The sequence below is a fragment of the Mycobacterium simulans genome, assembly GCF_900232995.1.
In the GTDB taxonomy this organism is placed as follows: Bacteria; Actinomycetota; Actinomycetes; order Mycobacteriales; family Mycobacteriaceae; genus Mycobacterium; species Mycobacterium simulans.
In genome coordinates this window covers 290,554-305,242 of the sequence record NZ_OCVX01000007.1, presented here as the reverse complement: position 1 = coordinate 305,242, position 14,689 = coordinate 290,554, and the positions used below count along the sequence as shown (strand labels likewise).

General features: G+C 66.3%; 16 protein-coding genes and 1 pseudogene. 4 read left to right on the top strand and 13 right to left on the bottom strand.

Annotated elements, in window-relative coordinates; genetic code table 11:
* Window positions 1–327 (top strand): annotated as a pseudogene (locus MSIMFI_RS29065) (PE family protein); the annotation flags it as partial.
* 448 nt (window positions 328–775) lie between these two features.
* Here the strand turns inward: MSIMFI_RS29065 and MSIMFI_RS23575 are convergent.
* From MSIMFI_RS23575 to MSIMFI_RS23565, 3 genes are read right to left on the bottom strand one after another with little or no spacing between them, the layout of a single operon-like run.
* Window positions 776–1,018 carry a hypothetical protein gene (locus MSIMFI_RS23575; protein WP_191499388.1) on the bottom strand — a complete coding sequence of 81 codons (243 nt, stop codon included), beginning with the start codon at window positions 1,016–1,018 and terminating at the stop codon, window positions 776–778.
* Window positions 1,015–2,508 carry an ATP-binding protein gene (locus MSIMFI_RS23570; RefSeq protein WP_191499387.1) on the bottom strand — a complete coding sequence of 498 codons (1,494 nt, stop codon included), beginning with the start codon at window positions 2,506–2,508 and terminating at the stop codon, window positions 1,015–1,017. Before MSIMFI_RS23570 ends, MSIMFI_RS23575 begins: the two co-directional genes overlap by 4 nt.
* Entirely contained in the window at window positions 2,505–3,233 is a 729-nt protein-coding gene (locus MSIMFI_RS23565) for a response regulator transcription factor (protein ID WP_191499386.1), read from the bottom strand. Before MSIMFI_RS23565 ends, MSIMFI_RS23570 begins: the two co-directional genes overlap by 4 nt.
* Before the next feature lie 85 nt (window positions 3,234–3,318).
* Between MSIMFI_RS23565 and MSIMFI_RS23560 the strand changes: the two genes are divergently transcribed.
* Window positions 3,319–3,582 (top strand): hypothetical protein, encoded by a 264-nt coding sequence (locus MSIMFI_RS23560; protein WP_224770397.1) that lies wholly within the window; start codon window positions 3,319–3,321, stop codon window positions 3,580–3,582.
* 559 nt (window positions 3,583–4,141) lie between these two features.
* On the opposite strand, the gene MSIMFI_RS23555 is transcribed toward MSIMFI_RS23560, so the two are convergent.
* Genes MSIMFI_RS23555 through MSIMFI_RS23545 form a run of 3 tightly spaced genes read right to left on the bottom strand, consistent with a single transcriptional unit; the run spans window position 4,142 to window position 6,119 of the window.
* Window positions 4,142–4,507: a DoxX family protein gene (locus tag MSIMFI_RS23555; protein WP_191499384.1), complete on the bottom strand. Its 366-nt coding sequence runs from the start codon at window positions 4,505–4,507 to the stop codon at window positions 4,142–4,144.
* 10 nt (window positions 4,508–4,517) lie between these two features.
* Entirely contained in the window at window positions 4,518–5,663 is a 1,146-nt protein-coding gene (locus tag MSIMFI_RS23550; protein WP_191499383.1) for an SPFH domain-containing protein, read from the bottom strand.
* Between the two features lie 21 nt (window positions 5,664–5,684).
* Window positions 5,685–6,119: an NfeD family protein gene (locus MSIMFI_RS23545; RefSeq protein ID WP_191499382.1), complete on the bottom strand. Its 435-nt coding sequence runs from the start codon at window positions 6,117–6,119 to the stop codon at window positions 5,685–5,687.
* Window positions 6,120–6,176: 57 nt separating this feature from the next.
* Between MSIMFI_RS23545 and MSIMFI_RS23540 the strand changes: the two genes are divergently transcribed.
* A complete protein-coding gene (locus tag MSIMFI_RS23540) occupies window positions 6,177–7,085 on the top strand; it encodes a hypothetical protein (RefSeq protein ID WP_191499381.1) in 909 nt (302 codons plus the stop codon).
* On the opposite strand, the gene MSIMFI_RS23535 is transcribed toward MSIMFI_RS23540, so the two are convergent.
* The 3 genes from MSIMFI_RS23535 to fabG1 are packed head-to-tail and all read right to left on the bottom strand — an operon-like array spanning window position 7,068 to window position 9,658.
* Window positions 7,068–8,117, bottom strand: coding sequence for a ferrochelatase (locus MSIMFI_RS23535; RefSeq protein WP_191499380.1), 1,050 nt, complete (start codon window positions 8,115–8,117; stop codon window positions 7,068–7,070). The two genes, MSIMFI_RS23540 and MSIMFI_RS23535, sit on opposite strands and share 18 nt — an antisense overlap.
* Before the next feature lie 6 nt (window positions 8,118–8,123).
* Complete coding sequence (inhA, locus tag MSIMFI_RS23530; RefSeq protein WP_191499379.1) at window positions 8,124–8,933, bottom strand: NADH-dependent enoyl-ACP reductase InhA; 810 nt, start codon at window positions 8,931–8,933, stop codon at window positions 8,124–8,126.
* 35 nt (window positions 8,934–8,968) lie between these two features.
* Entirely contained in the window at window positions 8,969–9,658 is a 690-nt protein-coding gene (gene fabG1 / locus MSIMFI_RS23525) for a 3-oxoacyl-ACP reductase FabG1 (protein WP_396820584.1), read from the bottom strand.
* A gap of 206 nt (window positions 9,659–9,864) precedes the next feature.
* Here fabG1 and MSIMFI_RS23520 point away from each other — a divergent pair, with 206 nt between their 5' ends.
* Window positions 9,865–10,707 carry a hypothetical protein gene (locus MSIMFI_RS23520; protein WP_191499377.1) on the top strand — a complete coding sequence of 281 codons (843 nt, stop codon included), beginning with the start codon at window positions 9,865–9,867 and terminating at the stop codon, window positions 10,705–10,707.
* 58 nt (window positions 10,708–10,765) lie between these two features.
* Here MSIMFI_RS23520 and MSIMFI_RS23515 read toward each other — a convergent pair whose 3' ends face one another.
* From MSIMFI_RS23515 to ripB, 4 genes are all read right to left on the bottom strand, one after another.
* A complete protein-coding gene (locus MSIMFI_RS23515; protein ID WP_191499376.1) occupies window positions 10,766–11,773 on the bottom strand; it encodes a VWA domain-containing protein in 1,008 nt (335 codons plus the stop codon).
* Window positions 11,770–12,723: a DUF58 domain-containing protein gene (locus tag MSIMFI_RS23510; protein ID WP_191499375.1), complete on the bottom strand. Its 954-nt coding sequence runs from the start codon at window positions 12,721–12,723 to the stop codon at window positions 11,770–11,772. The genes MSIMFI_RS23515 and MSIMFI_RS23510 overlap by 4 nt, the downstream gene beginning before the upstream one ends.
* Entirely contained in the window at window positions 12,720–13,823 is a 1,104-nt protein-coding gene (moxR1, locus tag MSIMFI_RS23505; protein WP_085252203.1) for a chaperone MoxR1, read from the bottom strand. The genes MSIMFI_RS23510 and moxR1 overlap by 4 nt, the downstream gene beginning before the upstream one ends.
* Before the next feature lie 140 nt (window positions 13,824–13,963).
* The gene (gene ripB, locus MSIMFI_RS23500; protein ID WP_186242843.1) at window positions 13,964–14,683 is read right to left on the bottom strand and encodes an NlpC/P60 family peptidoglycan endopeptidase RipB; all 720 of its coding nucleotides are present in this window, start codon (window positions 14,681–14,683) and stop codon (window positions 13,964–13,966) included.
* Window positions 14,684–14,689: the final 6 nt, after the last annotated feature.

Sequence of the window (14,689 nt, the reverse complement as noted above, 5' to 3'; positions counted from 1 at the left end):
GGCAAGGGAGGGTCCGGCGGCCAGGCTGTGTTCCAGCCGACAGCCGGCAGCGCCACGGTCAAGTTCGGCGGCGGAGGCGGCAATGGCGGCTCCGGCACCGGCGGAGGTGGCGGTGGCTCTGCGATCGTCATCGGCAGCGCCGGCGCCGACGGTAACCCCGGTGCAGCGGGTGACGCCGGCGGGAAGGGCGGCACTGCCGGCGTCGTTGGCCCCAACATTGGCTCCGGCGGAGGGAACGGCGGCGGCGCCATGTCCGGCGGGAAGGGCGGCACCTCCATACTTGGCGGCTTGTTTGGCGGCAACGGCAGCCAAGGCCAGTCCAGCTAACACGTGAGGCGAGACGGGCCAGCGCTGCGACGGCGGCGCCCCCCGGCGGCAACCGGGGCAGCGATACGCGATCGCGGCCAAGACGACATCAAGACCACCGCGCCCTGGCGGTGGGGTGGAATGTGTGCACTACCTTGTGCAGCCATCTACTCGGCCACGTTCTCGGCGTTGTCCCGAAGCAGCGCGAATCGCTCGTAGCGGCCGACATTCCGCCGGATCGACCGCAGCGGGGGCCGGCTGCTCGTCGCGGAATTGGTCGTAATGTCGAGTCCCGAGCCGACTACACAACTGGCCCAACAGATTTCGGTGAGAAACAACGCACCTGCCCGGGTCGAGATCAGACAACGGAGCCTACCGGCCAGGGTGTCTTGCGGCCGCGCAGGCTGCATCCCTCGGGCATTAGGTCCGTGTTGTCGATTACGACGATTTCGGGTTCGGTCATTGGGTTTTAGCCCGGGTAGGGCGGCGCCGGCGGTGACGCCAACGGCGGCACCGCCGGTAACGGCGGCAGCAACCTCAACACCACCGGCGGCGTAGGCGCCGCGGGCTGGCCGGCACCGGGGCCGGCGGCACCAACGGCAGCGCCGGCACCGGCGGCAACGGCGGCAAGGGCGGCACCGGAGCCGCCCCGCATCTCGGTGGTATCGACGCGCAGCCGCGGGTCCACGCCAGCCGCTACGGCGCTATTCACTCGCGGCCGGCCGCCGCGGGCAAGCTGAGCCGGAACTGCGCGCCGCCGTCATGCGGCAGACACTCCAGCTCGCCGCCATGTGCGCGGGCCAGCGCCCGCGCAATTGCCAAGCCCAGGCCGGCCCCGCCGTGGTCGCGGGCGCGCCCAGCATCAAGGCGCACCAACCGCTCGAAGATGCGGTAACGCTCGTCCTCGGGAACACCCGGCCCAGTGTCGGTCACGGTCAGCTCAGCCACACCGCCGCCGGTACCTAGGTCGACCGTGATTGACCCGCCCGCCGGGGTGTATCTGCGCGCATTGTCGAGCAGGTTGGACAAGATCTGCGCTACCCGGGTGGGATCGGCCGCGACCGTAAATCCGGTCTGGCCGGTCCGGGCAACCGTCAGCTGCGGCGCGAGCATGGCGGTTCGTCCAACTTCGGCGTCGACGACGGCGGCCAAGTCGGTGTCGTGAATGTTGAGCGGTAGCCCGGCGTCAATGCGACTGAGATCGAGCATGTCGGCGACCAGCCGCCCGGCGCGGCGCACGTCCGACAGCAACAGGCTGGCCCGCCAGTACTGACCGCGCGCCTCGGGGTCGGCTTCGTGTTGGCCGGCGCTGGCGGCGAGTTGTTCGGCGGCGGCGTGGATCCCGGCGATCGGGGTGCGAAGCTCGTGGGCGGCATCGACGAGGAATTGCCGGGTCGCGTTCTCGGCGCGCTGCGCTGCATCCGCGGCCTGCCGGGCGCGTCGCTCGGAATCTTCCAATGCGTCGAGCATTGCGTCGAAAGCGCTTGCCGCACGGCCAAGTTCGGTGTTAGTGCGATCGGGGCGAAGACGACGGCCGCGATCGCCGGTCGTGATATCTTTGGCCAGTGCCGTGAGCCGGTCAAGCGGCCGCAATGCGGCCCGGCTCACCGCGACCAGCAGCAGCGCCGCCACCACCAAGGTCGCGATCCCGGAACCGATCATCAGTTGACGTAGCTGACGGGTTACCAGCGTGGTCTGCGTGGTATCGGCAACCAGGATCAGCCGAGAACCATCGGACAATGGGTGCACCACCGCGGTTGCCGTGGCCTCCTGGGGACCGGGAGGCGGTCCGAGTGGCGGTGGCGGTGGTGGCGGCGGGCCGTGCGGCGGTCCCGGATGCGGGCCGGGCGGAACGGGCGGCCTATAGCCGGGCCATGGCGGGATAGCAGAACCCGCTTGGGTATCGGGACTGATGCTGCGATCACCGTAGGTAGCACCGTCCGCGGTGACCAGCAGTGCCCGCACGCTCCCGCCGTTGAGCTGGGCGGCGAGTAGCTCAGGCGCAGTGTGGTCGGCCGCCAGCGCATCCGCGCGCGACGTGGCCGCCAGCAGCCGATCGTGGAGATTTCGGCGGGCCTGCCGGCCCAGGCTCACGTCGATGGTCACGCCCAGCACCACCAGGAGTACCGCCAACAACGCGACGACTAGCACGATCACCCGTCGCTGCAGCGACGGTGTGGGAGTCGCGGGGTCGGCGATCATGACCGGTGCGGTTGCAGTCGATAGCCGATGCCCCGGACAGTGTGCAGAATCCGTGGCCCGTGTGCCTCGAGCTTGCGCCGTAACCCGCTGACGTGTACCTGCACCAGGTTGGGGTCGTAGGCGTCGTAGCCCCACACCGCGTTGAGGATCTGGCGGGCGTTGACGATCCGGCCGCGCTGCTCCACAAGGAAATGCAAGAGCCGCAGTTCGGTCGCGGTCAGGTCCAGCGGGTGCCCATCGCGTGCAGCCATACCGGCATCGACATCCAACATCAGGTCGCCGATCTGAACTACCTGTGGCAGCCGTCCTCGCCGGCGCAGCACCGCGCCGACCCGTGACACGAGTTCAGCGAGTTCGAAAGGTTTGACCACGTAATCGTCGGCCCCGCCGTCAAGGCCACGCAACCGATCCGGCAGGCCGTCACGGGCGGTGATCAACACGATGCCGATATCACCCCATTCGCGGATGACGTCGACGAGGGTGAATCCGTCACGTCCCGGCAGCATGATGTCGAGCACCACCAGGTCCGGCCGCAGCCCTTCCAGGCCGTCTTCCAATCCGTCTCCGTCGCAACGGGTATCGGTGTGGTAGCCGGCGTCGCGCAAGGCCTCGCTCACCATTTCGCGGATGGTCTCGGAGTCCTCGACGACGAGGACCCGCGGCGCACCGACGCTGAACTGATCGACCCGGCGACCGGCCGACCGCGCGCGCGAACAATCGGACATGGCCCCATTGTTAACGCGTCATTCTGAGATCGACCTGAAGCAGCTAGTTTCTTCACTACGCACAACCAACGACATGGGGAACCACATGACTCACGGCAACGCCAACACGCCACCGCCGCCTCCGGCTATCAGCGCCGCACCCGGGCGACGCCATTCCACAGGCGCGGTGGTTGGCGCTGGGGTTGTGGGACTGGTCGTCGGGGCGATCGTCGCCTTTGTGATATCGGGCCTCACCTTGAAAGTCCGCGTCGAGCTTCCGCCGCCGCCATATCCGCAACTGTCGTCGACACCTCCGGTGAGCTACCCGCCACCACCGGCGCCGCCCTCGCCGCCCTCGCCGCCGCGATAGCACTGAGCTTTCTTCAGACCCATTTCAAGTTCGCTGTTTACCTTGAGCCACATGACCACCGAAAACAGCGATGCCAACCCAACCACCCGCCCCCACCCCGTTGACCAAGGCTCCGTCGCCAATCCGGCACCGGCAAGCCCCCAAGAACGTCCGCGCCGCCGCTACTCAACAGCCGCACTCGTCGGCGCCGGGCTAGGCGGCTTGGTCATCGGCGCGGTTGCCACCGCCGGTGCGTCTATTTTCCTGTGGGCCTTCGTTTTTGGGCCACCACCGCCGCCAGGACCGTTCGGGCCGCCGGGGCCACAAATGGCTTGGCACCACGGGCCGCCTCCGGGACCGGGCATGCTCCCGGGACCCATGTATGGTCGACCGCCCCAGCTTCCTCCGCCACCCGGATTCCCGGCTTTCCGCTTTGGCCCACCGCCGGGCGCTCCTGCACCTGGACTTCCGCCTGGGCCGCCACCGGGGGTGCCGGGTCAGGGACCAGGCGGTCCGGCATCGCCAGCGCCGACCCCGGCGCCCACAACTCCGGCGACACAGCCGAGGTGAGCCTCGCTTGTCACTTGTGATCGCGACAGTTAGGCCCTTTAGCCGTCATCACGGCGTAGGTCGTCAAGAAAGTCGCTGCCGGAATCGCATTGACAGGCCGATCCTTCACCCGGATATGGGCGGCTACCGCTAAGACGAAATACAACGTCAGCATCGCCGTCGTCAACCTCGCCAAGCCAGGAAACCGGGTGACCGACAAGAGACCGACCATGGACGCAACTTTCACCACCGGCAGGATGGGCCGCACGCCGACCGGAACCTCCAGGTAATCCAAGGTTTTATCGATATACGGCAGGGGTATCGCGCATGCCGCCGCATCGCCGGCCTGAAACGCGGCTAGCGCCGCATAGGTTTTCGGTGAAGTCAGAACGCTCATGTTTTAAAGCCTAATGACGTAACTGGGGCGGTCCTCCGAGCGCGTCGTCGACCGGTTTGCGTGCTATGGCCTCGGCCTTGGCCACCGCCTGGGCAATCGATGGGTCGGTTTCGGTAGAGAACCAGTCGGCGACGTCGGGGTCCTCCTCGCCGGCGGCATGCTTAGGGACATCCTCAACCGGGGACGGCTCGAACCGGAAAACCCCGTCCTCGCCCGGCTTTCCCAAAAGTCTGGTGAACCCCTGCAGCGCCGCATTGAAGTCGCTGGGCACCACCCATACCTTGTTCGCTTCCCCACGTGCCATCTCCGGCAGCGTCTGCAGGTACTGATAGGCCAGCATCTCCGGGGTCGGCCTGCCGGCCTTGATCGCGGCGAAGGTCTTTTCGATGGCCTTGGCCTCACCCTGTGCACGCAGGTAGGCCGCGGCGCGTTCGCCTTGGGCGCGCAGCATCCGTGACTGCCGGTCCGCTTCGGCGGCCAGGATCGCGGCCTGCTTGGCGCCCTCGGCGGCCAGGATTTGCGACTGCTTTTGGCCCTCGGCCTGTTTGATCGCCGCTTCGCGGGTACCTTCGGCGGTCAGAATCATCGCCCGCTTTTCCCGGTCGGCCTTCATCTGCTTTTCCATCGACGCCTGAATCGACGGCGGCGGGTCGATGCTGCGCAGCTCAACCCGCGCCACCCGCAGGCCCCACCGACCTGTCGCCTCGTCAAGCACGCCGCGCAACTGGGCGTTGATCTGGTCGCGGGAGGTCAGTGTCTGTTCCAACGTCATGCCTCCGACGACGTTGCGCAGCGTGGTGGTGGTCAGCTGCTCGACGCCGACGATGTAGTTGCTGATCTCGTAGACCGCCGCCTGCGGAACGGTCACCTGGAAGTAGACGACGGTGTCGATGTTCAGCGTCAGGTTGTCCTCGGTGATCACCGGCTGCGGCGGAAACGACACCACTCGCTCGCGCAGGTCCACCCGGGCCCGGATGCGGTCGATGAACGGCACCAATAACGTCAGCTGTCCACTGACGGTTCGGCTATACCGACCCAACCGCTCGATCACCGCGGCCTCCGCCTGCGGAATCAGCGCAACCGACTTGGCCACCACGATGATGGCGAATATCACCAGGACGGCCAGCAACACCAAACCTGCAACCGCACCTTCCATCGGGATTCCTTTCTCGAACCGCTACGCGCCTTTAAACACCACTGCGGTGGCCCCGTCGATGTGCACGACGGTGACCGACTGACCGGGTTCGTAAATGTCGCCTTCGTTCAGCGGGCGCGCCGTCCACACCTGACCCTCAAGCTTCACTTGGCCTTCATCGCGGGCAACCCGATCAAGCACCACGGCATTCTTGCCCTCCAGCGCCTTGACACCCATCAGCGCTGCCCTGCCGGGCGCCAGCCGCCGTCGCAGCGCGGGCCGAACCAGCAGCAGCAACAGCACCGACACGAGCAGGAACACAAGTCCGTCGGCCCACACCGGCCAATCCATCAGCCAACTTGTCCCCGACGCCGCCAGCGCGCCGCCGCCCAGCATCAACAAGAACATGTCACCGGTGAGCGCTTCCGCACCGGCTAGCACCAACGCTGCGATTAGCCAGATCAGCGCGACGGGCATGCGCACAGAATACGCGTGATCGGCTTCAACCGCGGCGAACAACTACACTGCGAGATCATGTGGTGTCCCAGTGTTTCGCTGTCGATGTGGGCCAACGCCTGGCTCGCGGGCAAGGCCGCGCCTGACGACGTCTTGGACGCGTTATCACTTTGGGCGCCAACGCAATCGGTTAGCGCATACGACGCTGTCGCCGCGGGGCACACCGGGTTGCCGTGGCCTGATGTCCACAACGTCGGCACGGTGGCGCTACTACAAACTCTGCGTGCGGCGGTTGGCCGGCCGACGATGTCCACACCGGAGGCGCCGTGTCGATTGCGCGGGACAATAAACGTGGTATTGCCGGTCCCTGGAGATGTCCGCGGGCTCTTTGCGGGAACGCAGTTCGAGCGCGACGCGCTGGCGGCCGGCGAGGCGGTGATCATCACCAATCCGGACTATCCCGGGACGGCCATTGGACTCGTCCCGGAGTTCCGCTACGGCGATACCGACGAGCCTGACGGAGACGGCGAGGCGGATCAACCCGAATTGTCTGCGCTGACATGGATGGTGTACTCCCTGCCCGGCGCCCCGGTGCTCGACCATCACGAGCTGGGCGATGCCGAGTACGCGCTGCGATCGGCGGTGCGCTCGGCAGCCGACGCGTTGGGCGCAATCGGGTTGGGATCGGCCGCCACCGACATCGCCAATCCACGTGGGCTGGTCGAACAGTTGCTGGAATCTTCGCGCCAACACCGGATTCCCGACCATGCGCCGTCGCGCGCGCTGCGGGTGCTCGAGAACGCTGCGCACGTCGACGCGATCATTGCGGTCAGCGCCGGACTGAGCCGATTACCCGGCTCCGGTGGACTGCAATCATCGTCGGAAAGTCAGCTAGCCACCGATGCACTGCGGCCGCTAACCGCCGTCGTGCGCTCGGCGCGGATCGCAGCGGTCAGCGCCATCCTGCAATCAGCCTGGACCGACTAGTCCGATGGTGTCACCATCTTCGGCCGCAACGCAATGCGGCGGACGGCATGGCTCGCCGTTGCGGCTGGATTGACAGCCCGGCACCGGATCGGGACCACTCACCCGGGCGGGCTCACGGCCGTAACGGAGTTCGTCGATCAAGTCAGCGGCCAAGCGGGCGAATCGCCGATCGGCATTAGGCGTGCTGGCACGAGCGAATGCCACGCCTAGCGCCTCGGCCTGTGATCGCAACTCATTGTCCAAATCCCATACCACTTCAATGTGGTCGGCGACAAATCCTATGGGACAAACGATCACAGCCGTGGTTCCGGCGGCTGCCAAGGCCGTGAGATGGTCGGCAACGTCGGGCTCCAGCCAGGGAACTTGGGGCGGGCCAGATCGCGACTGCCACGTCAGGTCGTAGTCGTCATATCCGGCGGCGGCCGCGACCAGCCTTGCGGCGTAAGCGACTTGGCGGCTGTAGAGATTCGGGCCGCAGCGCCGGTCGGCGGCCACCGGAATCGAATGTGCGGTGAACACCAGCCGCGCAGCCGCGCGCTGCCCGGAGGGCACGGTTGCGGCGGCCGCGCCGATGGCCTCGACGAACATCTCGACAAAAAGCGGATGGTCGAAATAGGGCCGGAGCTTTATCAATTCGGGCGCGTCCTTGCCGGTCACTCGGCGCGCCCGGGCAATGTCCTCGACGTATTGCGTGCAGCTCGAATAACCGCTCCACGCGGAGGTAGTGAATACCGCCGCACGACGAATACCATTGTCTCGCATCGCCGTAACGGCATCTTCCACATACGGCTCCCAGTTACGGTTGCCGAAGTACACTGGCAGTTCTTGCTCCGCTTCCAGTTCGGCGATCAGCGCGCGGTTGATCGCGTTAATCGGTGATATCCCACCGAAATGCAGGTAATGCTCGGCCACGGCGTCCAGACGTTCGGGCGGCACACCACGGCCACGGGTCACGTTTTCCAGGAATGGCCGCACCTGCTCGGGTCCCTCCGGCCCGCCGAAGGACAACAGCAGGACGGCGTCAAATTGCATTGCGTTCTAGAGCAATTGGGTGTGCGCGCCGCCGTCGGCGAAGATGATGTCACCGGTAGTGGCCGGCAGCCAGTCGGAGAGCAGCGCGCACACCGTCTTGGCGACCGGGGTGGGGTCCTTCATATTCCAACCGACCGGAGCGCGCTGATCCCAGCCTTCTTCGAGCAGCTGTATCTGGGCGCCCGCCTCCTCGCCGAGCGCACCGCCGACGATCGCCGCCATGGCCAGCGTCCGGATCGGCCCGGCGGCAACGAGATTGGAGCGCACACCGTACTTGCCGGCCTCGCGGGCTACGAACCGGTTTACCGACTCCAGTGCGCTCTTGGCGACCGTCATCCAGTTGTACGCGGGCATCGCCCGGCTCGGGTCGAAGTCCATGCCGACGATCGAACCGCCGGGGTTCATGATCGGCAGCAGCGCCTTGGCCAGCGAGGCATACGAGTAGGCGGAGATGTGGATGCCCTTGGAAACGTCCTCGTAGGGCGCGTCGAAGAAGGGATTGATGCCCATCCCGGTCTGCGGCATGAAGCCGATCGAGTGGACGACACCGTCGAGCTTGTTGCCGTCGCCAATGGCCTCGGTCACCCGGCCGGCCAAACTGGCCAGGTGCTCTTCGTTTTGCACGTCGAGCTCGAGCAGTGGGGCCTTCTCCGGCAACCGGTCCACGATGCGCTGGATCAGCCGCAACCGGTCGAACCCGGTCAACACCAGCTGGGCGCCCTGTTCCTGCGCCACCCGGGCGATGTGAAACGCGATCGACGAGTCGGTAATGATCCCGCTGACCAGGATCCGTTTGCCTTCGAGCAGTCCTACCATTGTCCGTCCTAATCTTGTGGTTTCGGCAATGCCCATCAATGGCCCATACCCATGCCGCCGTCGACCGGGATGACCGCACCGGAGATGTAACTCGCGTCCTCCGACGCCAGGAAGCTGACCACTCCGGCGACCTCGGCGGCGGTGCCAACCCGCTTCGCCGGGATGAATTGCAGTGCCCCCTCCTGGATCCGCTCATCCAGCGCGCGGGTCATATCCGTGTCGATGTAACCCGGGGCCACCACATTCGCGGTCACGTTGGCCTTCGACATCTCCCGGGCGATCGAGCGGGCCATGCCGATCACACCGGCCTTGGAGGCTGCGTAGTTGGCCTGGTTGCCGATGCCCCAGCTGCCGGAGACCGAACCTATGAAGATCATCCGGCCGAACCGGTTTCGCTGCATGCTCCGCGACGCCCGTTGAGCCACCCGGAACGCTCCGGTGAGGTTGGCGTCGATGACCTTTTCGAACTTCTCCTCAGTCATCCGCATCAGGAACGCGTCCGCGGCCAGGCCGGCGTTGGACACCAGCACCTCGACTGGACCCTGGTGCTCCTCCACCTGTTTGAAGGCGCGATCTACGGCGTCGTTGTCGGTGACGTCACACTCGACGCCGAACAGCCCCTCGGGCGCGCCGGATCCGCGGTGCGTGACGGCCACCTTGTGGCCGTCGGCGGCCAGCCGCTGTGCGATCGCCAGACCGATCCCCCGGTTCCCGCCGGTGACCATGACCGAACGGGGTACGAATGGTGGCTTGACGCAGGCGGGAGCACTATCGGAGGACGTGTCAGTCACCACGTCAACCTATCGCCTCCGCGCGACCGGGCTGAAATCGGCTGCCCGCGAGCGTGACCTGGGTGCGATTCTCGACCCCGTTTTTCGCAGTGCGGTTACGCTGGCGCGCACTTGTCAGTGTGGGTCGGCACACTCCGCCCATGAACGACCCATTTGTGGGCAGCGAAGCCCTAGCTGCGGGCTTGTTGACCCCCTACCAACTGCGCAGTCGATACGCGGCCCTGCACAAAGACGTGTACGTGCCGAGGGATGCCGAGCTGACGGCGGTCTTACGCGCGCGTGCCTGTTGGCTGCGCTCGCGGCGCCGTGGCATCCTTGCGGGTCTTTCCGCATCCGCCCTACACGGCTCGAAGTGGATCGACGCGGCCCAACCCGCCGCGATCATCGACACCAATCGCCGGCGAGAGGCCGGAGTGCAGGTCTGGGAAGAGCGCATCGAGGTTGACGAGATCGCCGTCGTCAGCGGCATGCGGGTCACCACACCGGCCCGCACCGCCCTCGACCTGGCCAGGCGATACCGGCTGGGCGCGGCGGTTGCCGCGGTCGACGCGCTTGTGCAGGCGACCGAGTTGAAGAGGGTCGATGTTGAGTTACTCGTCGACCGCTACAAAGGCCGCCGGGGTATGAAGGCCGCCCGAGCCGCCCTGGAACTGGTCGATGGTGGGGCTCAGTCCCCGAAGGAGACATGGCTGCGCCTGCTATTGATCCAGGCCGGGTTTCCCCGGCCCCAGACGCAGATCCCAGTCCGCAACGAATGGGGTTGGGCCGAAGCGTATTTAGATATGGGATGGGAGGACATCAAGGTTGCAGCCGAGTATGAGGGTGATCAGCACCAAACCAGTCGCTACCACTATCGAAAGGACATCCGCCGTCTCGAGAAAGTGGAGCGCCACTACGGCTGGATCGTGGTCCGCGTCGTGGCAGAAGATCACCCCGCCGATGTCATTCGCCGGGTCGCCGAGGCGCGCGCTTCGCGAGCGTAACCGCACTGCGAAAATTCCAACCCGAAATCGCAGCCACGTTACGCTCGCGGGCTAAGGGCTAAGTAGGTAAGCGGCGGTTGATCAGTAGTGCCGCCAGGCCGGCGAGTGCCAGGACTAGTGCGCCCAGCCGCAGCCAGCCCACGCTTGCGTCACCCTTGATCGTCTCGTAGCCGATCTGCTGCTGCAGCGACGCGTACACGGCCTTCAACTCGGCCAGGGTCGCGGCGTTGTAGGAATTTCCACCAGAGAGCTGCGCGACCTTCTTGAGCGTCTCATCGTCGACGGGCACCGGCTGGCGCTGGTCGTTGATTTCGACGAAGCCATACGGGGTGCCGAACGAAATCGTCGAGATCGGTACGCCCTGGTCCTTGGCGGTACGCGCGGCGGTAAAGGCGCCCTTGGGATTGTCCGGGTTGGTCGGCATCGTCTCCTTGCCGTCGGAGAACAACACGATGCGCGCAGGAGGCGGTGTGTCGCCGCCACCGATCACCGCACCCACGGTGGCGATGGCCTGCAGGGCCGTGAATATCGCCTCCCCGGTCGCGGTGCGGTCGGCGAACTGCAGCTTGTCGAGCGCGTTCTTGGTCGCGTCGCGGTTGGTTGTCGGTGACACCAGCACCGTCGCGGTGCCCGCGTAGGCGATCAAGCCGAGGTTGATTCCTGGGGTCAGCTCGTCGGCGAACTGCTTGGCGGCCTCCTGCGCGGCGACCATCCGGTTGGGTTCGACATCGGTGGCACGCATCGACTGCGACACGTCGATCACCAGCATCACCACCGCACGGTTGCGCGGAATCCGGACGTCGTTCGTCGGCCCGGCCATCGCGATGGTGAACAGCACCAGAGCAAGCGTCAACAGGATCGCCGGTATGTGCCGCCAGCGCGAGGGCCGCTTGGGGGCAACGCTTTCCAGCAATTCCATGTTGGCGAAACGCAGCATCCGCCGTTGCCGTGCGAGTTGCAGCACGACATAAAGGGCGATCAGCCCAGCGACGACGAAAAGGAACAGAAAGAACCACGAGTGTTCGAAGCCGGACAGCGTCATCGGCCCAAGCAACGGCAACGTCACTGCGACCCCGCCATTGCCCCACGTCGACGAGAGGCGACGAAACGGACGATGTCTGCGAGCCAGTCGCGGTCGGTGCGAAGCGTCAGTATCGGTGCCCCGCACCCGCGGATAGTCCGAGCCACGTCGGCGCGGTGAGCCGCGGCGGCCCTGGCGAAATCGGTCTGCAGCTGCGCGTCGATGGTGAACTCCCGAGTCACCCCGGATTCGGCGTCTTGCAGGATCACATCTCCGATATCGGGCAGTTCGACATCGCGGGGATCGAGCACCTCGATGGCCAGCACCTCGTGGCGGGCCGCGATCGCGCGCAGCGGACGCATCCAGTTGATCGGGCCCAGGAAATCGCTGATGATCACGGCCATCCCACGACGGCGTTCCGGCCGACGCAGCGCGTCGATGGCCACCGCTAAGTCGCCGCGGACCCCCGGCGGAGCCTTGGGCATGGTCGCAATGGTGCGCAACATCGTGTGCTGATGCTGGCGCCCGGTGCGCGCCGGCACGCGGGTCATCGTCGCACCGTTTGCGATCAGTGCACCCATCCGGTTACCACCGCCACTGTTGAGGAAGGTGATGGCAGCCGCGGCCGCCACCGCAAGGTCTCGTTTCTCACAGACTGCGGTGCCAAAGTCCAGGCTGGCCGACATGTCGACCACCAGCCAGGTCTCCAGTTCCCGGTCGGCGATCATCTGGCGGACGTGCGGGTGGGTGGTTCGGGCGGTGACCGCCCAGTCCATCCGGCGGACGTCGTCGCCAGGCTGGTAGAGACGGGACTCGCCCGGCTCCGAGCCCGGCCCCGGGATCAGGCCGAGGTAATCGCCGTGCAAAACACCGTCGAGCTTCTGCTTGATGGTCAGCTCGAGGGTGCGCAGCGCCGCCGCCAGCTTCGGGTCATCGATGTCGCCCCGCAGCATCGACGGCGGGTGGATGACCGCCGGCGCTTTGCTTTCGGTCACCGGCCGCTAGCCGCAGCCGCCGCCTGCATCACCGGCGGGACCGAATGCCCTTGCTGGGGAACGGCATTCACCTGCGGGAGGGCGACCGTCTGCAGGACCCGGTTGATGATGATCTCCGGCGTGATTTCGTCGGCCAGCGCATCGTAGGTGAGCACCAACCGGTGTCGCAGCACATCGGGAATGACTTCGATGACGTCCTGCGGGATCACGTAGTCACGCCCCCGCACCAGCGCCAGCGAACGTGCGGCGGCGATGATGCCCAGCGACGCGCGAGGGGACGCGCCGAACGCGATCCAGCTCTTGACGTCGTTCATCCCGAGCTGCTCGGGTGCGCGGGTGGCGAAGACCACGCGGACCACATAGTCGACCAGCGCGTGGTGGACGAAGTTGTTGGCCGCGATCCCCTGTAGCCGCACCAGGTCGCCGGTGTTGAGGATCTGCTTGGCCTGCGGTGGGGTGACGCCCATCCGGTAGATGATCTCGCGCTCTTCCTCGGCCGTCGGGTAGCCGACGTTGATCTTGAACAGGAACCGGTCGCGCTGGGCCTCGGGCAGTGGGTAGACGCCCTCGTGCTCAATCGGGTTCTGTGTCGCCATCACCAGGAACGGATTGGGCAGCGGGAAGGTCTTGCCGCCGATGGACACGTGGCGTTCCTGCATCACTTCCAGCAGCGCCGATTGCACCTTCGCCGGCGCCCGGTTGATCTCGTCGGCGAGCAGGAAGTTGACCACCACCGGACCGAGTTCGGTGTCGAACTCCTCCCTGCCCTGCCGGTAGATGCGGGTACCGATGATGTCGGTAGGCACCAGGTCGGGGGTGAACTGAATGCGGGCAAACGTCCCGCCGACCACGCGTGCGAAAGTCTCCACCGCCAGTGTCTTCGCCACACCTGGCACGCCCTCGAGCAACACGTGACCCTTGGACAGCAGACCGACCAGCATCCGCTCCACGAGCTGGTCCTGGCCGACGATGATCCGTTTGACCTCGAAGATGGCCCGCTCCAGCGTGTGTACCTCGGCGGCCAGCCCGTCGGCGCCACCTGGAGGCGCCTCGTGAGCCGGCCCACCCGGGCCCGAGTAACCGCCACCTGCTGATGTCATCAATAACCCTCCACAGCTCATTTGGACACGACTGCCAACACGACAAATGTCACCGGGCAGCGACGTGCCCGCGTTCAACTATTCCAGGCCTCCGGGATTCCGTCGACGCCGCGGGTCGCGCACAGCAAATCGAACCCGGATCAGTAGTCGATGATCCGGGTCACAAACGGCGTCATACCCGACTTCCGCACGGGGCTGATGGTGACTTTGCCGGCACTTCCGGACGCCTCCAGCATCTGACCATTGCCGAGGTACATCGTGACGTGCTGACTGCCGCCTGGGCCGTAAAAGATCAGGTCACCGCGCCTGGCCTGCGAGGGAGGAATGTGCTTGCCGGCGTTGTACTGGTCGCCGGAAAACCGCGGGATCAGGACGCCGACGCCGGCGAACGCGTAACGCATCAGTCCCGAGCAGTCGAAGCCGACGGTGCCCGCACCGGAGTCAACGCCCTTGCTGGGCCCCTCCAACGTGCCGCCGCCCCACGAGTACGGCACCCCCATCTGGGAGCCGGCCCGGCGGATCACGTACTCGATGGCCTGCCTGCCGTTGGCACGCGGAATCCGGCTCGGGCTGGTGTTGGGACTGCTGGCGGCGGGAGTGCTCGGGGGGCCGAGGCCCAGTCCGCTGAGGAACTGCCGGCCCAGATCGATCGTGGTTTGGGTGGCTTGGGCGGTGGCCTGCAGCGAAGCGTTGGCGACGGCGAGCGGATCTCCCGGCGCGCCCGCACTGACGGTTGCCGGCAACGTGGGATCCCACTGACCGGGCTCGGCCGTGGCTGGAGCGGCCACAGCGATCAGTAGCCCGGTCACCAATGCGGCGATCCAGGCTAGGTTGATCATGCGAAATCGCTTGTGGCGCATAGATCC

Bases quoted from the DNA above. Each gene is read 5' to 3' on its own strand.
- MSIMFI_RS23570 (WP_191499387.1), bottom strand. From the start codon at position 2,508: ATGATCGCCGACCCCGCGACTCCCACACCGTCGCTGCAGCGACGGGTG.
- MSIMFI_RS23565 (WP_191499386.1), bottom strand. From the start codon at position 3,233: ATGTCCGATTGTTCGCGCGCGCGGTCGGCCGGTCGCCGGGTCGATCAG.
- MSIMFI_RS23560 (WP_224770397.1), top strand. From the start codon at position 3,319: ATGACTCACGGCAACGCCAACACGCCACCGCCGCCTCCGGCTATCAGC.
- MSIMFI_RS23555 (WP_191499384.1), bottom strand. From the start codon at position 4,507: ATGAGCGTTCTGACTTCACCGAAAACCTATGCGGCGCTAGCCGCGTTT.
- MSIMFI_RS23550 (WP_191499383.1), bottom strand. From the start codon at position 5,663: ATGGAAGGTGCGGTTGCAGGTTTGGTGTTGCTGGCCGTCCTGGTGATA.
- MSIMFI_RS23545 (WP_191499382.1), bottom strand. From the start codon at position 6,119: ATGCCCGTCGCGCTGATCTGGCTAATCGCAGCGTTGGTGCTAGCCGGT.
- MSIMFI_RS23540 (WP_191499381.1), top strand. From the start codon at position 6,177: ATGTGGTGTCCCAGTGTTTCGCTGTCGATGTGGGCCAACGCCTGGCTC.
- MSIMFI_RS23535 (WP_191499380.1), bottom strand. From the start codon at position 8,117: ATGCAATTTGACGCCGTCCTGCTGTTGTCCTTCGGCGGGCCGGAGGGA.
- inhA (WP_191499379.1), bottom strand. From the start codon at position 8,933: ATGGTAGGACTGCTCGAAGGCAAACGGATCCTGGTCAGCGGGATCATT.
- fabG1 (WP_396820584.1), bottom strand. From the start codon at position 9,658: ATGGTCACCGGCGGGAACCGGGGGATCGGTCTGGCGATCGCACAGCGG.
- MSIMFI_RS23520 (WP_191499377.1), top strand. From the start codon at position 9,865: ATGAACGACCCATTTGTGGGCAGCGAAGCCCTAGCTGCGGGCTTGTTG.
- moxR1 (WP_085252203.1), bottom strand. From the start codon at position 13,823: ATGACATCAGCAGGTGGCGGTTACTCGGGCCCGGGTGGGCCGGCTCAC.
- ripB (WP_186242843.1), bottom strand. From the start codon at position 14,683: ATGCGCCACAAGCGATTTCGCATGATCAACCTAGCCTGGATCGCCGCA.